At 65.4% G+C, this 16,827-nt stretch carries 20 protein-coding genes and 1 other RNA gene; 13 read left to right on the top strand and 8 right to left on the bottom strand.

Annotated elements, in window-relative coordinates; genetic code table 11:
* Nucleotides 1-120: 120 nt before the first annotated feature.
* From LXM94_RS13455 to ssrA, 4 genes are all read right to left on the bottom strand, one after another.
* Nucleotides 121-354, bottom strand: coding sequence for a ribbon-helix-helix domain-containing protein (locus LXM94_RS13455; protein ID WP_235771982.1), 234 nt, complete (start codon nucleotides 352-354; stop codon nucleotides 121-123).
* A 114-nt stretch (nucleotides 355-468) separates the two neighbouring features.
* Nucleotides 469-660, bottom strand: a complete 192-nt coding sequence (locus LXM94_RS13460; protein ID WP_235771983.1) for a DUF4169 family protein — start codon at nucleotides 658-660, stop codon at nucleotides 469-471.
* 16 nt (nucleotides 661-676) lie between these two features.
* Nucleotides 677-1,201, bottom strand: a complete 525-nt coding sequence (locus LXM94_RS13465) for an SspB family protein (protein ID WP_235771984.1) — start codon at nucleotides 1,199-1,201, stop codon at nucleotides 677-679.
* 162 nt (nucleotides 1,202-1,363) lie between these two features.
* Nucleotides 1,364-1,721, bottom strand: a transfer-messenger RNA (tmRNA) gene (gene ssrA / locus LXM94_RS13470).
* A gap of 118 nt (nucleotides 1,722-1,839) precedes the next feature.
* Here ssrA and LXM94_RS13475 point away from each other — a divergent pair.
* The 8 genes from LXM94_RS13475 to LXM94_RS13510 all read left to right on the top strand — a co-directional run bounded on the left by LXM94_RS13475 (nucleotide 1,840) and on the right by LXM94_RS13510 (nucleotide 8,257).
* Nucleotides 1,840-2,634: a thymidylate synthase gene (locus LXM94_RS13475; RefSeq protein WP_235771985.1), complete on the top strand. Its 795-nt coding sequence runs from the start codon at nucleotides 1,840-1,842 to the stop codon at nucleotides 2,632-2,634.
* A gap of 45 nt (nucleotides 2,635-2,679) precedes the next feature.
* Nucleotides 2,680-3,276 (top strand): glutathione S-transferase family protein, encoded by a 597-nt coding sequence (locus LXM94_RS13480; RefSeq protein WP_235771986.1) that lies wholly within the window; start codon nucleotides 2,680-2,682, stop codon nucleotides 3,274-3,276.
* Nucleotides 3,277-3,825: a dihydrofolate reductase gene (locus tag LXM94_RS13485; RefSeq protein ID WP_235771987.1), complete on the top strand. Its 549-nt coding sequence runs from the start codon at nucleotides 3,277-3,279 to the stop codon at nucleotides 3,823-3,825.
* 139 nt (nucleotides 3,826-3,964) lie between these two features.
* Complete coding sequence (hflK, locus tag LXM94_RS13490; RefSeq protein WP_235771988.1) at nucleotides 3,965-5,089, top strand: FtsH protease activity modulator HflK; 1,125 nt, start codon at nucleotides 3,965-3,967, stop codon at nucleotides 5,087-5,089.
* Nucleotides 5,086-6,039, top strand: a complete 954-nt coding sequence (hflC, locus tag LXM94_RS13495) for a protease modulator HflC (protein ID WP_235771989.1) — start codon at nucleotides 5,086-5,088, stop codon at nucleotides 6,037-6,039. The genes hflK and hflC overlap by 4 nt, the downstream gene beginning before the upstream one ends.
* Nucleotides 6,039-6,230, top strand: a complete 192-nt coding sequence (locus LXM94_RS13500) for a DUF2065 domain-containing protein (protein ID WP_235771990.1) — start codon at nucleotides 6,039-6,041, stop codon at nucleotides 6,228-6,230. The genes hflC and LXM94_RS13500 overlap by 1 nt, the downstream gene beginning before the upstream one ends.
* A 3-nt stretch (nucleotides 6,231-6,233) precedes the next feature.
* Nucleotides 6,234-6,611 carry an ACT domain-containing protein gene (locus tag LXM94_RS13505; protein WP_235771991.1) on the top strand — a complete coding sequence of 126 codons (378 nt, stop codon included), beginning with the start codon at nucleotides 6,234-6,236 and terminating at the stop codon, nucleotides 6,609-6,611.
* Between the two features lie 110 nt (nucleotides 6,612-6,721).
* Nucleotides 6,722-8,257: a DegQ family serine endoprotease gene (locus tag LXM94_RS13510; protein WP_235771992.1), complete on the top strand. Its 1,536-nt coding sequence runs from the start codon at nucleotides 6,722-6,724 to the stop codon at nucleotides 8,255-8,257.
* 68 nt (nucleotides 8,258-8,325) lie between these two features.
* Here LXM94_RS13510 and LXM94_RS13515 read toward each other — a convergent pair whose 3' ends face one another.
* Complete coding sequence (locus LXM94_RS13515; RefSeq protein ID WP_235771993.1) at nucleotides 8,326-8,925, bottom strand: GNAT family N-acetyltransferase; 600 nt, start codon at nucleotides 8,923-8,925, stop codon at nucleotides 8,326-8,328.
* Nucleotides 8,922-9,812, bottom strand: coding sequence for a phosphoserine phosphatase SerB (gene serB / locus LXM94_RS13520; RefSeq protein WP_235771994.1), 891 nt, complete (start codon nucleotides 9,810-9,812; stop codon nucleotides 8,922-8,924). The genes LXM94_RS13515 and serB overlap by 4 nt, the downstream gene beginning before the upstream one ends.
* Here serB and miaA point away from each other — a divergent pair.
* Nucleotides 9,811-10,731, top strand: a complete 921-nt coding sequence (gene miaA / locus LXM94_RS13525) for a tRNA (adenosine(37)-N6)-dimethylallyltransferase MiaA (RefSeq protein WP_235772001.1) — start codon at nucleotides 9,811-9,813, stop codon at nucleotides 10,729-10,731. The two genes, serB and miaA, sit on opposite strands and share 2 nt — an antisense overlap.
* On the opposite strand, the gene LXM94_RS13530 is transcribed toward miaA, so the two are convergent.
* Entirely contained in the window at nucleotides 10,721-12,814 is a 2,094-nt protein-coding gene (locus LXM94_RS13530; RefSeq protein ID WP_235771995.1) for an ATP-binding protein, read from the bottom strand. The two genes, miaA and LXM94_RS13530, sit on opposite strands and share 11 nt — an antisense overlap.
* Nucleotides 12,815-13,162: 348 nt before the next feature.
* On the opposite strand from LXM94_RS13530, the gene LXM94_RS13535 reads away from it, so the two are divergent.
* From LXM94_RS13535 to ilvN, 4 genes are read left to right on the top strand one after another with little or no spacing between them, the layout of a single operon-like run.
* Nucleotides 13,163-14,941 carry an acetolactate synthase 3 large subunit gene (locus LXM94_RS13535; protein ID WP_235771996.1) on the top strand — a complete coding sequence of 593 codons (1,779 nt, stop codon included), beginning with the start codon at nucleotides 13,163-13,165 and terminating at the stop codon, nucleotides 14,939-14,941.
* 50 nt (nucleotides 14,942-14,991) lie between these two features.
* Nucleotides 14,992-15,276, top strand: a complete 285-nt coding sequence (locus tag LXM94_RS13540; RefSeq protein ID WP_235771997.1) for an AbrB/MazE/SpoVT family DNA-binding domain-containing protein — start codon at nucleotides 14,992-14,994, stop codon at nucleotides 15,274-15,276.
* Complete coding sequence (locus LXM94_RS13545) at nucleotides 15,257-15,658, top strand: type II toxin-antitoxin system VapC family toxin (protein WP_235771998.1); 402 nt, start codon at nucleotides 15,257-15,259, stop codon at nucleotides 15,656-15,658. Before LXM94_RS13540 ends, LXM94_RS13545 begins: the two co-directional genes overlap by 20 nt.
* Before the next feature lie 15 nt (nucleotides 15,659-15,673).
* Complete coding sequence (ilvN, locus tag LXM94_RS13550; protein WP_235771999.1) at nucleotides 15,674-16,246, top strand: acetolactate synthase small subunit; 573 nt, start codon at nucleotides 15,674-15,676, stop codon at nucleotides 16,244-16,246.
* A gap of 28 nt (nucleotides 16,247-16,274) precedes the next feature.
* Here ilvN and LXM94_RS13555 read toward each other — a convergent pair.
* The coding region (locus tag LXM94_RS13555; protein WP_235772000.1) for an aldo/keto reductase at nucleotides 16,275-16,827 on the bottom strand (553 nt) is incomplete at its 5' end.

Here is a 16,827-nt window from a genome sequence, read left to right on the forward strand (position 1 = left end):
GGCCGGCGAAGCCGGGCGTGACGACGGCGCGGCGCGCGAGGAACTGCCGCCCGTTTCGGACGGCCTGAATCTCAATTTCGACATTCTGCCCGGCGTGAACTGACGGGAGAGGGCCGCGCGTCAGCGCGCGGCGTCCGTGTCGCCGTCCGCCTGCCTGACGGCGCGCAGCACATAGACCCGCAGCGCGGACGAAAGGTTGCTGCCGTCGCCGCGCCCGTCGTCGATCTCGCTCAGCAGCGCGGCGAGTGCCATTTTCCGCCGCGCGGCGATCGCCTTCAGCTCCTCCCAGAAATCATCCTCCAGCGAGAAGCTGGTGCGGTGGCCGTGCAGCGTGACGGAATGCTTGCGGATCATCGGGGGCGGATCATCGGGGCATGCCGCGCCGCGTGGGGCCGTCGTTTGCAAAGCGATTCAGCCGATGGCGCCAGGCGGTTGAGAGGACGCGCCTGCCGTCGATGCGGGGCGAGGTCACTCCGTCTCGTCCGTCCGCTCGATGCGGCCCTGGTCGAGCGTCTTGCGGGCCAGGTCGTTGCGTGCCTCGGTCAGGGTCTTCTCGGCTTTCGTGCGGCCGAAGGAGACGCGGTTCTGCTCGGCCGCCTTCTCGCGCTCGCCGCGCGCCTTGCGCTTTCGGAACTGGCGGAGGTTGACGACATCGGTCATGGCGCGGCTTTCGCTCCTAATTCTTCTTGCGGAAGGAATCGAGCGATACCACCGAGCCGCCGCCGGGCTTGCCGCCGTCGTCGTCGGTTGCTGTGGATTTTTCCTCGCCTGCGTCCTCGGTCTTCTCGACCGGTGCCGGGTAGGCGGTGATCTCGGCGGAGGGGGCCTCTTCCTCTTCGTTCACCGCCACGTCGAATTCCAGCTCGAAGCTCACCGAGGGATCGTAGAAGCCGCGGATGGCGTTGAAGGGGATGACCAGCTTTTCGGGCGTGTCGGAGAAGGAAAGGCCGATCTCGAACAGGCTCTCGGTGATCTTCAGGTCCCAGAACTGGTGCTGGATGACAATGGTCATCTGCTCCGGATATTTGGCCTTCAGGTGCTGCGAGATGCGCACGCCGGGCGCACCGGTCAGGAACGTGATGAAAAAGTGATGGTCGCCGGGCAGGTGGCCCGTTGCCGCGACTTCGGAGAGCACCTTGCGGATGACGCTGCGCAGCGCGTCCTGGGCCAGAATGTCGTAGCGGATGTGGTCTTGCGCCATCTAGGACTTTCTTTCTTCTCGTCTGTGCCGGGCGCTTTGCCGAAAGACGGCGGCGACGTCAAGCACAGCGGCCCTTCGGCCGATTTCCCCGTTCCCGCGCGTCCCCGGGGACTGCACGAGTCATATCGACAAAGCTATAGCCGATTTCGGCAAAGGGGAGAAGGTGAAGGCTTCTGTTGCCAGGTGCCTTCGGACCCCGCCTTACAGTGCTACCCGCAAGGACTTGATTTGAAGTGTCGCACTGCGGTTAAGCAGCGAGACGTGCTTCAGCATAGTTGTCGTTTGCAACTATAAGTTTAGCCCGATAACGGTGGTACAATGCCGAGCAAAAAGTCGATCTTTACGCCCTTGTCGATCCTATTTCGCCCCCATCAAAAGCCGGTCCGGAAGACCGGTTTTTGGTGGAGGCGCCGGGTACCGCCCCCGGGTCCAATGGGTTTATTACACCGCCCGTTTATTGCCATAGCTGCCCGAAGACAGCAGAAGACATATAGGAGCTTCCGCTGCCCAAGAAAAGGGCTTTGTGACGAATTCCCGGGCGTCGTGGCTGGGGGTGCAAGGGAAAAACAATCCGGCCCATTGGAGGGGAGCGGCGGACGCACTAGACTGGGGGCGATCTCGAATCGGCGGACCGACCCATGCAGCAGTATCTCGATCTCCTCGCCCATGTGATGGAACACGGCTCCGACAGGTCGGACCGGACGGGAACCGGCACGCGTTCCGTCTTCGGCCACCAGATGCGCTTCAACCTGGAAGAGGGCTTCCCGGTGCTGACGACGAAGAAGCTGCATCTGCGCTCGATCATCCACGAGTTGCTGTGGTTCCTGAAGGGCGACACGAACGTCGCCTATCTGCACGAGAACGGCGTGACCATCTGGGACGAGTGGGCCGACGCGAATGGCGAGCTCGGCCCGGTCTACGGCTACCAGTGGCGCTCCTGGCCGACCCATGACGGGCGTCACCTCGACCAGATCGCCGCCCTCGTCGAGGGCATCCGCCGCAATCCCCATTCGCGCCGGCACATCGTGTCGGCCTGGAATCCGGGGCTCGTCGACGAGATGGCGCTGCCGCCTTGCCACTGCCTGTTCCAGTTCTATGTGTCCGACGGCAGGCTCTCCTGCCAGCTCTACCAGCGCTCCGCCGACATCTTCCTCGGCGTGCCCTTCAACATCGCCTCCTACGCGCTGCTGACGATGATGGTGGCGCAGGTCTGCGACCTGAGGCCCGGCGATTTCGTGCACACGCTCGGCGACGCGCATATCTACCACAACCATTTCGACCAGGCCGCCGAGCAGCGGGCCCGCAAGCCGAAGCCCTTGCCCTTCATGAAGCTCAATCCGGCGGTGAAGGACCTGTTTTCGTTCCGCTACGAGGATTTCGAGCTGATCGGCTACGAGGCGGACTCATCCATCAAGGCGCCGATCGCCGTATAGGGCCGGTCCCCCGGCGCTCGACCGCATCCGATGGAGGAGAATCCGATGCTGACGCTCGTTCATGCACCCCTTTCGCGTTCGTTCCGCATGCTCTGGCTGCTGGAGGAGCTCGTGGCGGACTACGACATCCGCTATGTGACGATCCGCCGGCGCGACGGCTCCGGCGGCGTCGATCCGGACAACCCGCATCCGCACGGCCAGGTGCCGGCGCTGCTGCACGACGGGCGCCTCGTCACGGAGTCCGTTGCCGTTGCACAGTACCTGACCGACCTCTTTCCCCGGTCGGAGATGGGGCGTCCGATGGGCGATCCGCAGCGCGGCGACTATCTCTCCTGGCTCGCCTACTATGCCGGCGTGATCGAGCCGATGCAGATCGCCCACATGACCGGCTCGACCGCCGGCAATCCGGATCTGGCGCGGCTTCACGCCGCGATGTGCGAGCGCGTGATCACGACACTTGAAGCGCAGCCCTATGTGCTGGGCGACCGCGTCTCGTCCGTCGATATCATCGTCGCAAGTTCGCTGATGTGGATGCGCGACCTGCTTCCGCCGAGCGCGGCGATCGATGCGCACGTGGCCAGGATGGCGGCGCGCCCCGCGTTGCAGCGGGCGCAGGCGAAGGACAGGCCGGAAGGACAATGAATGCGCGAACCTGAAATCGTCATCGTCGTCGCGGTCGCCCGCAACGGCGTCATCGGCCGGGACGGCGACCTGCCGTGGCGGCTTCCGTCGGACCTCAAGCGCTTCAAGCAACTGACGATCGGCAAGCCGGTCGTCATGGGCCGCAAGACCTTCGCCTCGATCGGCAGGCCGCTTCCGGGCCGCCCGAATATCGTGGTGACCCGCGACCCGGTCTTTTCGGCGGAAGGCGTCACGGTTGCCCGCGACGTCGCGGCCGGCATTGCGGAAGCGCGGCGCGCGGCCGAGGCGCTTGGAGTCGATGAGGTCTGCATTATCGGCGGCGGCGAAATCTACCGTCAGACCTTCGATATGGCCGACGTGCTGCATGTCACCGAGGTCGCCGCGGAGGTCGACGGTGATACGCGGTTTCCGCCGATCGATCCCGCCATCTTCGAGAAGGTCTTTGAAGAACCGATACCGCAGGGTGAAAAGGACAGTCACGCCATGCGCTTTTCGACGTTTCGCCGGCGGAAAACCTCTTCTCAACCAGCACTTCCATCCGGCTGCTAACTATTTTGACGCATTCGCGATCAACTTCGCGCGTGTCCGTTGAAAGCCCGAAGGGTGATACCTATAACGGGATCACTTCATGTGACGGTCGAACACCGACCGCATGTGACGACGGGAGATTTCAGAGAAAGAGGATTTGATGCCCTGGAGCAATCAGAACGGCGGCGGCGGCCCTTGGGGCGGCGGCGGCAAGAATCAGGGGCCGTGGGGGCAGGGACCGAACCGCCCGCGCGGCGGCGGCAGCGGAAGCGGCGGGCCGCCCGATCTGGAGGAGATCATCCGGCGCGGCCAGGACCAGCTGAAGAACGTGGTGCCCGGCGGCTTCAACGGCGGCATCGTCGTCATCGCGCTGCTGCTCGTCGGCGTCTTCTGGCTGATGAACTCGATCTACACCGTCCAGCCGGACGAGCGCGGCGTCGAGCTGCGTTTCGGCAAGCCGAAGGACGAGATCTCCATGCCCGGCCTGCACTTCCATTTCTGGCCGTTTGAAACGGTCGAGCTGGTCAAGATCACCGAGCAGCAGCAGAACATCGGCCGCCGCGCGGCGACGGTGAACTCCGACGACAGCGGTCTGATGCTGTCGGGAGACCAGAACATCGTGAACGTCCAGTTCTCGGTGCTCTATTCGGTCACCGATCCCAAGGCCTATCTCTTCAATCTGGAAAATCCGGCATCGACCCTGCAGCAGGTCTCCGAAAGCGCCATGCGCGAAGTCGTCGGCCGGCGCCCCGCCCAGGACATCTTCCGCGACAACCGCCAGGCGATCGCCGAAAGCGTCAAGACGACGATCCAGAGCACGATGGATTCCTACGGCTCCGGTATCTCCGTCAACACGGTGGCGATCGAGGACGCGGCGCCGCCGCGCGAGGTCGCCGACGCCTTCGACGAGGTGCAGCGCGCCGAGCAGGACGAGGACCGCTTCGTCGAGGAAGCGAACCAGTACGCCAACCAGAAGCTCGGCCAGGCGCGCGGCCAGGCGGCGCAGATCCGCGAAGAGGCGGCCGCCTACCAGAACCGCGTCGTCCAGGAGGCCGAAGGCGAGGCGCAGCGCTTCATCTCGATCTACGACCAATATGCCGTGGCGCCGGACGTCACCCGCAAGCGGCTGTTCCTCGAGACGATGGAAGAGGTGCTGCGGAACTCCAAGAAGGTCATCATCGACCAGGGGCAATCCGGCCAGGGCGTCGTGCCGTTCCTGCCGCTCAACGAACTCGGACGGACGACCACGCAGACGCAGCAGCAGGTTGGGGGGACACAACAATGAACAACCGGCTTCCCGCACTCCTGATCGGCATCGCGGTCATTCTCTTCATCGCCTATTCGTCCGTCTTCGTCGTCAACGAGCGCCAGCAGGCGATCGTCGTGCGCTTCGGCCAGATCCAGGACGTGAAGAACGAACCGGGCATCTATTTCAAGCTGCCCTTCGCCTTCATGGACGCCGACCGCGTCCAGTACATCCAGGACCAGGCGCTGCGTTTCGACCTCGACAACATTCGCGTCCAGGTCTCCGGCGGCAAGTTCTACGAGGTGGACGCCTTCGTGGTCTACAAGATCACCGACGCGCGGCGCTTCCGCGAGACGGTCTCGGGTGACCGCGAATCGGCGGAAGCGCGGCTGCGCACCCGTCTCGATGCAGCCCTGCGCCGCGTCTACGGTCTGCGCGGCTTCGAATCGGCGCTTTCCGAGGAACGCGCCTCCATGATGCGCGAGGTCCGCGGCGAACTGGCGGGCGACGCTGAAAACCTCGGCCTGACGATCTCCGACGTGCGCATCCGCCGCACCGACCTGACGCAGGAGGTCTCGCAGCAGACCTTCGACCGCATGAAGGCCGAGCGTCTCGCCGAGGCCGAGCTCATCCGGGCGCGCGGCAACGAGGAAGGCCAGCGGCGGAGGGCCATCGCCGACCGCCAGGTGGTCGAGATCGTCGCCGCGGCGCGGCGCGATTCGGAAATCCTGCGCGGCCAGGGCGATGCCGATCGCAACCGCATCTTCGGCGAGGCCTTCACGCGCGATCCCGCCTTCTTCGACTTCTACCGGTCGATGGCGGCCTACTCGCAGTCAATGGGGTCATCCGATACCACGCTGGTGATCTCTCCGACGTCCGAGTTCTTCCGCTACTTCGAGAACTCCGACGGCGCGACGCCTTCGACCGGCAGCGCTGCGACGCGCGGCAACGGGGCGGCGGCGGGTGAAACGCCGGCAACGGGCAACTGATGTCCGATTTCCTTACGGGAATCGCGTTCTTCCTGATCATCGAGGGGCTGGTGTACGCACTGGCCCCTTTGTTCGTGAAGCGCATGGCGGAAAGCTTGCCGGCGATGAGCGAGGGGCAGCTCAGGACGGGTGGTCTCATCGCGGTCGTGCTCGGTGTCGGCCTCGTCTGGCTGATCCGCGGAGCGGGGTAGGTCGTGCTGACGCTCGTGCTCGACCGGAATGTCCATGCGGTGCTGCGCTGGAACGGCGAGGACCGTCTGCCGGGCTGGCTTGCCGGGCCGGGCTTCTGGGCCGTGTCCCGCGACGAGATCGAGACGACGGTCGTGTGCCCGCGCGAGCGCGTCCCCGCCGACCTGATGTCCGGGAAGACCTGGCGAGCCTTCCGGATCGCCGAGGTCTTCGATTTCGACCAGCCCGGCATTCTCGAATCGGTGCTACGGCCGCTTGCCGACGCCGGGATCGGCATTTTCGCCGTCTCGACCTTCAGCTCCGACCACGTGCTGGTCGATGAAACCGACCTGGATGCGGCCGTTGCGGCCCTTGCGCGTGCCGGTCATCGCATCCGACGCTGATTGCATGCGCAACTCTTTGTGAATTGTGGGACACGGGGGCAAAATCCCTAAATACGCCGCATGCGCCGGTGATAGAGTCCGGCGACAACTGACGACAGAGGGCGCCGACGATGGCATTTGACAGACATTCGACCTATCTCCGCGCAACGGCGGCGACGGGACTTTCCGTGTTTCTGGCAGCCGCGCTCGTGCTGCCGGATCCCGCGGTGGCGCAGCAGGCCCAGCCCCGGGTCGAGGCCGGCCACCAGACGCAGCACGGCCCGGAATCCGTCGCCGACCTGGCCGAGGGCCTGCTCGACGCCGTCGTCAACATCTCGACATCGCAGAACACGAAATCCGAAGATCGCGCGCCCATGCCGCAGATCCCGGAAGGATCGCCGTTCCAGGACTTCTTCGACGAGTTCTTCAAGGGCGAGGGCGGCGAAGGTGCAGGCCCGCGTACCGTCAACTCGCTCGGCTCCGGCTTCGTCATCGATCCGACCGGCTTCATCGTGACGAACAACCACGTCATCGAAGGGGCGGACGACATCGAGGTCAATTTCGCCAACGGCTCGAAGCTGAAGGCGAAACTGATCGGCACCGATCCGAAGACCGACCTGGCGCTGCTCAAGGTCGAGCCGGCCTCTCCGCTGATCGCCGTGCCCTTCGGCGATTCCCGCAGGATGCGGATCGGCGACTGGGTGATGGCGATCGGCAACCCGTTCGGCCTCGGCGGATCGGTGACCGTCGGCATCATTTCCGCGCGCGGACGCAACATCAACGCCGGCCCCTATGACAACTTCATCCAGACGGACGCGGCGATCAACCGGGGCAATTCGGGCGGCCCGCTGTTCAACATGCAGGGCGAGGTGATCGGCATCAACACGGCCATCATCTCGCCGTCCGGCGGCTCGATCGGCATCGGTTTCTCGGTGCCGACGGAGCTCGCCGAGAATGTCGTCATGCAGCTCAAGGAATTCGGCGAGACCCGGCGTGGCTGGCTTGGCGTGCGCATCCAGCCGGTCACCGACGACATTGCCGAAAGCCTCGGCATGGACAAGGCGAAGGGCGCGCTGGTTGCGGGCGTGATCGAGGGCGGTCCGGTCGACAACGGCGTCATCAAGACGGGCGACGTCATCATCCGCTTCGACGGCAAGGACGTGACCGAGATGCGCGACCTGCCGCGCGTGGTCGCCGAAAGCCCCGTCGGCAAGGCCGTCGACGTGGTCGTCATCCGCGACGGCAAGGAGCAGACGGTCAAGGTGACGCTCGGCCGGCTCGAGGACGGCGAGAAGCTGGCGCAGGCAGAATCGACCGAGCCGGAGACCGCCGATCCGAACGGCGCGACGCCGACCGATGAGCCGAAGGCCGTGGCCGTGCTCGGCATGTCGCTTGCCGCGCTCGACGAGGAGACCCGCAAGAGCTTCGGGATCGCCGAAGGCGTGAGCGGCGTGGTCGTCACCGAGGTGCAGCCGGAATCGGCCGCGGCCGAGCGGCGCATCGCGGCCGGCGACGTCATCGTCGAGATTGGCCAGGAGGCCGTCGCGACGCCGGACGACGTCACCACGCGCATCGCCAAGCTGAGGTCCGAGGACCGGCGCAACGCGCTGATGATGATCGCCGACAAGACCGGGGCGCTGCGGTTCGTCACCCTTCGCATGGAATGACCGTCGGCAGCGGTTTGCGCAAACGCGAGTCATTTCAGCCCGTTGCAATCCGGCGCTCGCGAACCGATTCAGGTTCCTGAAGCGGGCTGTGAGTTGCGCATGTTCCAGCGGTTGCGGGGAATGGCGTAGAGCACGTGCCGCTTGAGATGCGGATGTGTTTCCGGCACGCGCGGATGCTCGAAGTCGCGAGCCGGGTCCGGTTCCATGCCGATCCGCCGCATCACCGCCGTCGAGCGGTGGTTGGCCGCGACGGCGAAGGAGACGATCTCCGGGAGTTTGTGTCGCTCGAAGCCGAGATCGACGAGGGCCGCCGCCGCCTCGCTCACGTAGCCCTTGCCCCAGTGCCGGCGTGCGAGCCGCCACCCGATCTCGACGGTACCGTCCGGCAGCACGGGCGCGAGGTCGGTGCGGGCGAGGCCGCAGAAGCCGAAGGGCTCATCGGTCTCGGCCGAGGCCAGCGCGAAGAAGCCAAGCCCGGTCGAGCCGATCGTGGCGCGGAGCCGGTCGAACAGGGCGTCTGCCTCCGCCCGGCTGCGCCGGAACGGGAAGAAGGCCATCACCTCGGGATCGGCATTGATCTCGAAGAACAGGTCGCGATCGCCTTCCTGCCAGTTGCGCAGCAGCAGCCGTTCCGTGCGGACGACGATGCGGCCATCGCCCGCGGTCATGGGATCACGAAGTCCGTCTTGCGGTAGCCCTGGATATAGAGCAGGGCCGTGAGGTTGCCGTGGTCGATGCGCATCTTCGCTTCGGCGGCGACCGCCGGCTTTGCATGCAGCGCGACGCCGGAACCGGACAGGTGCAGCATGCCGAGATCGTTGGCGCCGTCGCCGACGGCCATCGCTTCTTCCGGTGCGATGCCGAGCCTTGCAGCGATGTCGTTGAGCGCGTCGACCTTCGCCTGCTTGCCGAGGATCGGTTCGGCCACCCGGCCCGTCAGGCGGCCGTTTTCCTCGAGAAGCACGTTGGCGCGGTTCTCGTCGAAGCCGAGCGTTGCCGCGATCGGGCGCGTGAACACCGTGAAGCCGCCGGAGACGAGCGCGGTGTAATGCCCCTTCGCCTTCATCGTCGCGATCAGTTCCGGCCCTCCGGGGGTGAGCGTGATGCGCTTCGCGATCACCTCGTCGACAACCGAGACCGGCAGACCCTCGAGAAGGGCGACGCGTTCGCGCAGCGCCGGTTCGAAGGCGATCTCGCCGTTCATCGCACGGGCGGTGATCGCCGAGACCTTTTCCTTGAGGCCCACCTCGGCCGCCAGTTCGTCGATGCATTCCTGGCCGATCATCGTCGAATCCATGTCGGCGATCAGCAGCTTCTTGCGTCGGGTATCGGCATCCTGGACCACCAGGTCGATCGGCGCGCTGCCGATGGCCGCAAGGATGGCGGCGCGCGCCGCCTCGAGATCGGCGCCGTCGCGCAGCACGATGTCGCAGGCGATGCCGTCCGCAAGCCAATAGAGGCCGGAGGCGTTCACCTTGTCCGCAGCACCCTCCGCGATGGCCGGCACGAGAGCCGGATTTGACGGAGCGGCGATAAGCGTGGCAACGAAAGCCATGATGACGGACCTTGATCAAAACTGCGACGCGATCCTGATAACCGGGCCGACCGCCAGCGGCAAGTCCGCGCTCGCCGCACGGCTGGCGCGCGCGCGCGGCGGCGTGGTCGTCAATGCCGACAGCATGCAGGTCTATGACACGCTGAACGTGCTGACCGCCCGGCCGCAGCCGGCCGAGATGGGCGGCGTCGAGCATCTGCTCTACGGCCATGTTCCGGCCGCGCGGCTCTATTCGACCGGCGCATGGCTGCGGGATGTCGCGACGCTGCTGCCACGGCTGCGCGCCGCGGGGCGGCTGCCGGTCTTCGTCGGCGGAACCGGTCTCTATTTCAAGGCTTTGACGGGCGGCCTGTCGGACATGCCGCAGATCCCGACGGAAATTCGCGAGGCTCTGCGGGCGCGGCTCGCGGAAGAGGGCGCCGAGCGGCTTCATGCGGAGCTCGCCGCCCGCGACAGTGACACGGCGGCCCGGTTGATGCCCGGTGACGGGCAGCGCATCCTGCGTGCGCTCGAGGTCATCGCCGCAACGGGCCGGTCGATCGCCGCCTATCAGCGACACACCGTCCCCGCGCTCGTGGCGCCCGGACGGTCGATGAAGCTCGTCGTGCTGCCGGAGCGTGCGGTATTGCACGAGCGCATAGCGCTTCGCTTCGGAGCCATGCTGGACGGGGCGGCGGTCGGCGAGGTCGAGGCGCTGCTCGCCCTCGGCCTGCCGCCGGACATGCCGGTGATGAAGGCGATCGGCGTGCCGCAGATCGCCGACTATCTGAACGGCACGATCAGCCGGGAAGAGCTCGTCCTGCGCGGTGTCGCGGCGACGCGGCAATATGCCAAGCGGCAGATGACATGGTTTCGCAACCAGATGGACGAAAGCTGGCGACGCGTCGGCTCGCCGGAGGAAATCGGTTCTATTTCCTGATCAGGCTGCTCAGCGGTTTGCGCAGGAGCTGGTCGCGGATCGACCCTTCGCGCCGCGGCTCTCCCGCCGTTTCGCCGAAGGCGGGGCGCGCCGCGGGCCGCGTCGGATCGGCACCCGTCCGCGCTGCTGCCGGTTCGGCATTGAGTTCGCGACGCAGCGCTTCGAAGCGTTCCTGCACGGAGTTGCCCTGTGTCGCGGCATGGCCCGGCGGACCGACGCCCGGCAGCATGTCGGGTCTGTAGGGTTCCACTCCGGCCGGCGGCGGAGGTCCCGGATGGGGCGACGTTCCGTGACCCTGCGGCTGTGCCGGCGGATCCTCGTAGTCCTCCTCGTCCTCATAGGGCGCATCCTCGAAGCCGGTGCGGGCGGTCAGGGACTGCGAGGCGGAATAGGCGTTCTGGAAGGCGGAGATGTCGGGGCCGGCGACGGCGCGCATGCGCGAAACGATCGTGCGCAGGTCGACGCTGTCCTGGGTGCCCTCGGTCTGCTTGACGCCGGTGCCGTTCGCCTTCGGCAGGCGATCCTGCTCGACGCGCGTGAAGCGCATGCGCATCGGCACCGCCACGGCCTCGCCGAAGGCGATCGCCTCGCCGTTGCCGATCGAGGAGATGAAGCTCGTGGTCGACGAGGACGAGTTGGGGATGGCCGAGCGGATGATCTCCTGGTCGTGATCGTTGGCCAGCCGCATCGCGAAGACCGTCGAGCACTGGGAGAGGATCGTCGGGTCGAGTTCACCGGGACGCTGGGTGATGATGCCGAGCGACACGCCGTATTTGCGGCCTTCCTTGGCGATGCGGGCGATCGCCTGGCGGGTCGGCACGAAGCCGAGCCGGGGATCGGCGGGCACGTAGCGGTGCGCCTCCTCGCAGACGACCAGCATGTGCACGCCACCGTTGCTCCAGAGCCCGATCTCGAAGGCCATCCGGCAGAGCACGGAGGCGACCGAATTGACCACTTCCGACGGAATGCCGGCAAGCTGGAATGTCGTCACCGGCTTACCGTCGCCCGGAATGCGGAAAACGCGTGCGATCGTGTCGAGGATCGTGTCGGTGATCGTGTTCGACGAGAACATGAAATGATAGCGCGGGTCGTTGATCGCCGACATGATCTTGACCTTGAGCGAGCGCAGGTGCGGCTTCTCGGCCCGGCCTTCGAGGCGGCCGATGCGCTCGTCGAGCAGCGCCATCAGGTCGGCGACGCGGAAGGGCACCGGCGTGTCGGCGGTGATCGAGCTCTTCTCCGTGGTCCGGCGCATCAGGCCCGACTCGTTCGCGCCGCGGAACGCCTTCTTCGCCTCGGGAATGAGGTCGCGCAGGATGTCCATCTCCTCGGGCACCGGCGGCCGGCCCCGGAAGACGACCTCCGCGAATTCCTCCAGCCGGAACAGCCAGAAGGGGAGGTCGAGCGTATCCGTATCGATGACCACCGCGTGGTCGGGGAAGGCGGCGGCGAATTCGTTGTGCGGGTCGAGGATCAGCACACGCAGCTTGGGGTTCGACTGGATCGCCTTGTGCAGGAGCAGCGTGACGGCCGTCGACTTGCCGACGCCGGTCGTTCCGACGATCGCAAAATGCTTCTCGAGCATCGATGGGACGTGGATGGTCGCGTCGAGGCTCTCGTCCTGCGTCAGTTTGCCGATGGTGCAGACGTCCATCTTGCCCGTGTCATAGACCCTGGCGAGATCGCTGGCGCGGATCCGGTGGGCGACGGCGCCGAGATAGGGGTAGCGCGTGATACCGGCGGAGAATTCCTCGCGGCCGTCGATCCCGACACGGACCTCGCCCAGAAGCTCGACGTCGATGCGGAAGACGGTGTCCTGGTTTTCCGCCCAGCTCTGGTGGTCGGTGGACATGGAGTAGACCAGCGCGACGACTCGATTTTCCCCCACGGAGATCGAAATCAGCCGCCCGACCGACCAGAGTTCCGTCAGCGATGTCTGGCCGCCGTCCGCGACGGCGCTGATCGTCGCACGCGATCCGTTGCACGCGACGATGCGGCCGAGCAGGCGGTTCCCCGGGGCGACGCCGTCGCGTCGATCCTGCTCTCCGGCGACGATCGAGGATTGAAGATCATTGTTGAGCAAACGCAGGCACTCCTTGCCATCAACGGCAGACCTTAGCCCGACCGGCTTAACAAGTCGTTTCGCAACGGGGCACCCTCGGTGGGCATGCCGTTGGCGAATCTCGCCTTTCGTCCCGAAATGGCGCGCCAGAAAGGAGATTGACGGCTTGGCGCATTGCCGTTAACAATCCAGCCCATGAAAATCTCGACGGCAAACATTCTCGTGGTGGGAGCGCGCATGGGCAGGGTGGTGTAACCACCCGGCGAAAGCACCCATGCGCGGCAAACAGGCTCCTTCAGGGGCCTTTTTTTATGCCCTCGAATTCGATAATCACATGGCCAAATTCAAGAAACGGACGGAAACACTCCGATGAGCGGTACGGACAACCAAATGACGGGCGCGGAAATAGTCATCCAGGCGCTGAGGGACAACGGCGTCGAGCATATCTTCGGCTATCCGGGCGGCGCCGTCCTGCCGATCTATGACGAGATCTTCCAGCAGGACGACATCGAGCACATCCTGGTGCGTCACGAACAGGGCGCCGGCCACATGGCCGAGGGCTACGCCCGTTCGACCGGCAAGGTCGGCGTCATGCTGGTAACCTCCGGTCCGGGCGCCACGAATGCCGTCACGCCGTTGCAGGACGCACTGATGGATTCGATTCCGCTCGTCTGCCTCACCGGTCAGGTTCCAACCTCTCTCATCGGTTCGGACGCTTTCCAGGAGTGCGACACGGTCGGCATAACGCGGCCCTGCACCAAGCACAACTGGCTGGTCAAGGACGTCAACGATCTCGCCCGCGTCATCCACGAGGCCTTCCGCGTCGCGCAGTCCGGCCGTCCGGGTCCGGTCGTCGTCGATATCCCGAAGGACGTCCAGTTTGCGACCGGCACCTATACGCCGCCGTCCGCCGTGCCCGTCCAGAAGAGCTACCAGCCGAAGCTGCAGGGCGACGCCCGCCAGATCGAGGCGGCCGTGAACCTGATGAAGTCGGCCCGGCGGCCGGTCATCTATTCCGGCGGCGGCGTCGTCAACTCGGGTCCGGAAGCCTCACGCCTGCTGCGCGAGCTGGTCGAGATCACCGGCTTTCCGATCACCTCGACGCTGATGGGCCTCGGCGCCTATCCGGCGTCCGGCAAGAACTGGCTCGGCATGCTCGGCATGCACGGTTCCTACGAGGCCAACATGGCGATGCACGACTGCGACGTCATGGTCTGTATCGGCGCCCGTTTCGACGACCGCATCACCGGCCGTCTGAACGCGTTTTCTCCGAACTCGAAGAAGATCCATATCGACATCGACCCGTCCTCCGTCAACAAGAACGTCCGCGTCGACGTGCCGATCCTCGGCGACGTCGGCGCCGTCCTGGAGGATATGGTGCGCCAGTGGCGGGCCGCGTCCAAGGATTTCGACAGGACCGTTCTCTCCGACTGGTGGACGTCGATTGCCAGGTGGCGTGCACGAAACTCCTTCGCTTACAAGGCGAGCGACGACGTCATCATGCCGCAATATGCGATCCAGCGCCTCTACGAGCTGACCAAGGACCGCGACACTTACATCACGACGGAAGTCGGCCAGCACCAGATGTGGGCGGCGCAGTTCTACGGCTTCGAGCAGCCGAACCGCTGGATGACCTCGGGCGGCCTCGGCACGATGGGTTACGGTTTCCCGGCGGCGATCGGCGTGCAGGTTGCGCACCGCGACAGCCTGGTCATCGACATTGCCGGCGATGCCTCGATCCAGATGTGCATCCAGGAAATGAGCTGTGCCGTCCAGTACAATCTGCCGGTCAAGATCTTCATCCTGAACAACCAGTACATGGGCATGGTGCGCCAGTGGCAGCAACTCCTGCACGGCAACCGCCTGTCGAACTCCTACACGGAAGCGATGCCCGACTTCGTCAAGCTGGCGGAAGCCTATGGCGGCGTCGGCATCGCCTGCGACAAGCCGGGCGACCTGGACGGCGCCATCCAGGAGATGATCGACGTCAAGCGCCCGGTCATCTTCGACTGCCGCGTGGCGAACCTCGCCAACTGCTTCCCGATGATCCCGTCCGGCAAGGCGCATAACGAAATGCTGCTGCCCGACGAGGCCACCGACGAGGCCGTCGCCAACGCCATCGACGCCAAGGGTCGCCAACTCGTTTGATAGAGGGCGCAAGACGCGGTAAGATCGCGCGTCTTACTTTGGAGGAAGCGATGGCCAAGACCCGGATGTCGAGCAAGGGGCAGATCGTCTTGCCCAAGGCCGTGCGCGATGCGCATGGCTTTGGCGAGGGCACCGAGTTCGAGGTGATCGACGGCGGCAAGGAGATCGTGCTGAAGCCGGTCGAAAAACCCGCCGCCGGCCGCAAGCTGACGGTGGAGGAGTTTCTCGACGGTCTGCCTCGCCTGAGCTTGCCGGTGGACATCACCGACGATCTCATTCGTGAGGCCATCGACCAGGAGGCGAAGCGGAAGTGGGATGCAGAGAACGGCCGTTGATACCAATGTGCTCGTCCGCCTGCTGACGCGCGACGATACGGCCCAGTGGCGGGTGGCGGCGCGGCTCCTGGCCGAGACCGTTTTCGTTCTGACTCCGATGGTCTTGCTGGAAACCGAATGGGTTCTGCGGAGTCGTTTTCGTTACGATGTCGCGACGATCCATCGGCTTTTCGGGGAATTGCTGCAACTCGACAGGGTGGAGGCTGTCGATGGAAACGCTTTGGCGAGTGCCCTCGACGGCTATGCGGCCGGCATGGATTTCGCCGATTCAATGCATATCGCGCATCTGCCGCGCGATCTTGATTTTCTTACGTTTGACGAAGACCTCGCTTTAAGGGCGGGTCGCATCTTTCCAGAAACAACCGTCGTCCTCGCGCGATAGGAACAGGAAACACCAATGAACGCCCATCTTCAGCCGACCGGCTCCGCCTACTTCATCGCCAAGGAAACCGAGAGTGCCGAAAGCCATACGCTTTCCGTTCTCGTCGATAACGAACCGGGCGTCCTTGCCCGCGTCATCGGCCTCTTCTCAGGCCGCGGCTACAATATCGAGAGCCTGACGGTTTCCGAGACGGAGCATCTGGCGCATCTGTCGCGCATCACCATCGTCACGCGCGGCACGCCGCACGTGCTCGAGCAGATCAAGTCGCAGCTCGAGCGCATCGTGCCCGTCCACCGGGTCGTCGACCTCACGGTACGGGCGCGGGACCTCGGCCACGAAAGGCCGCTGGAGCGCGAGTTGGCGCTGGTGAAGGTGTCGGGCACCGGCGACCACCGGGTCGAGGCGCTCAGGCTGGCGGACGCCTTCCGTGCTTCCGTCATCGACGCCAATACCGAGCACTTCGTCTTCGAGATCACCGGCAAGGTGTCGAAGATCGACCAGTTCATCGCCATCATGAAGCCGCTCGGCCTGATCGAGGTCTGCCGCACCGGCATCGCCGCCATGAACCGCGGTCCGCAGGGCATGTGAGAGGGGCGGGGAACGGCAGCGCCGTGCCTCAGATCATTTCCAGCGGCCGCTTGCGGTCCGGCGGCGGGAAGGCCGCGTCGAGCACCGCCATGTCGTCGGCGGTCAGCAGGACATCCCGCGCCCGGTGGTTTTCGCGGACGCGCTCGATCGACGCCGATTTCGGGATCGATATCACGCCCGGCTTCGTCAGGAGGAAGGCGAGCGCCACCTGCGCCGCGGAGGCACCATGGATGCGGCCGATCTCCTCCAGCGCCGGGTGGCCGAGGAGCCTGCCTTCATCGAGCGGCGAATAGGCCATGACGGGAATGCCCTGCACCTGGCTCCAGCGCAGCAGGTCGTATTCGATCCCCCGGCGCCCGAGATTGTAGAGAACCTGGTTCGCAGCCGGCCGCGCCGGTTCGGCGATCCCCAGCAGTTCCTTCATGTCCTCCAGGTCGAAATTCGAGACGCCCCAGGCCCGGATCTTGCCGCTCGCCTTCAGCGTCTCGAAGGCCTCCACCGTCTCGGCGAGCGGATGGCCGCCGCGCCAGTGCAGCAGGTAGAGGTCGAGATGGTCCGTGCCGAGCCGCGCGAGGCTCGCC

The organism is Rhizobium alarense, assembly GCF_021555155.1.
In the GTDB taxonomy this organism is placed as follows: domain Bacteria; phylum Pseudomonadota; class Alphaproteobacteria; order Rhizobiales; family Rhizobiaceae; genus Rhizobium_D; species Rhizobium_D alarense.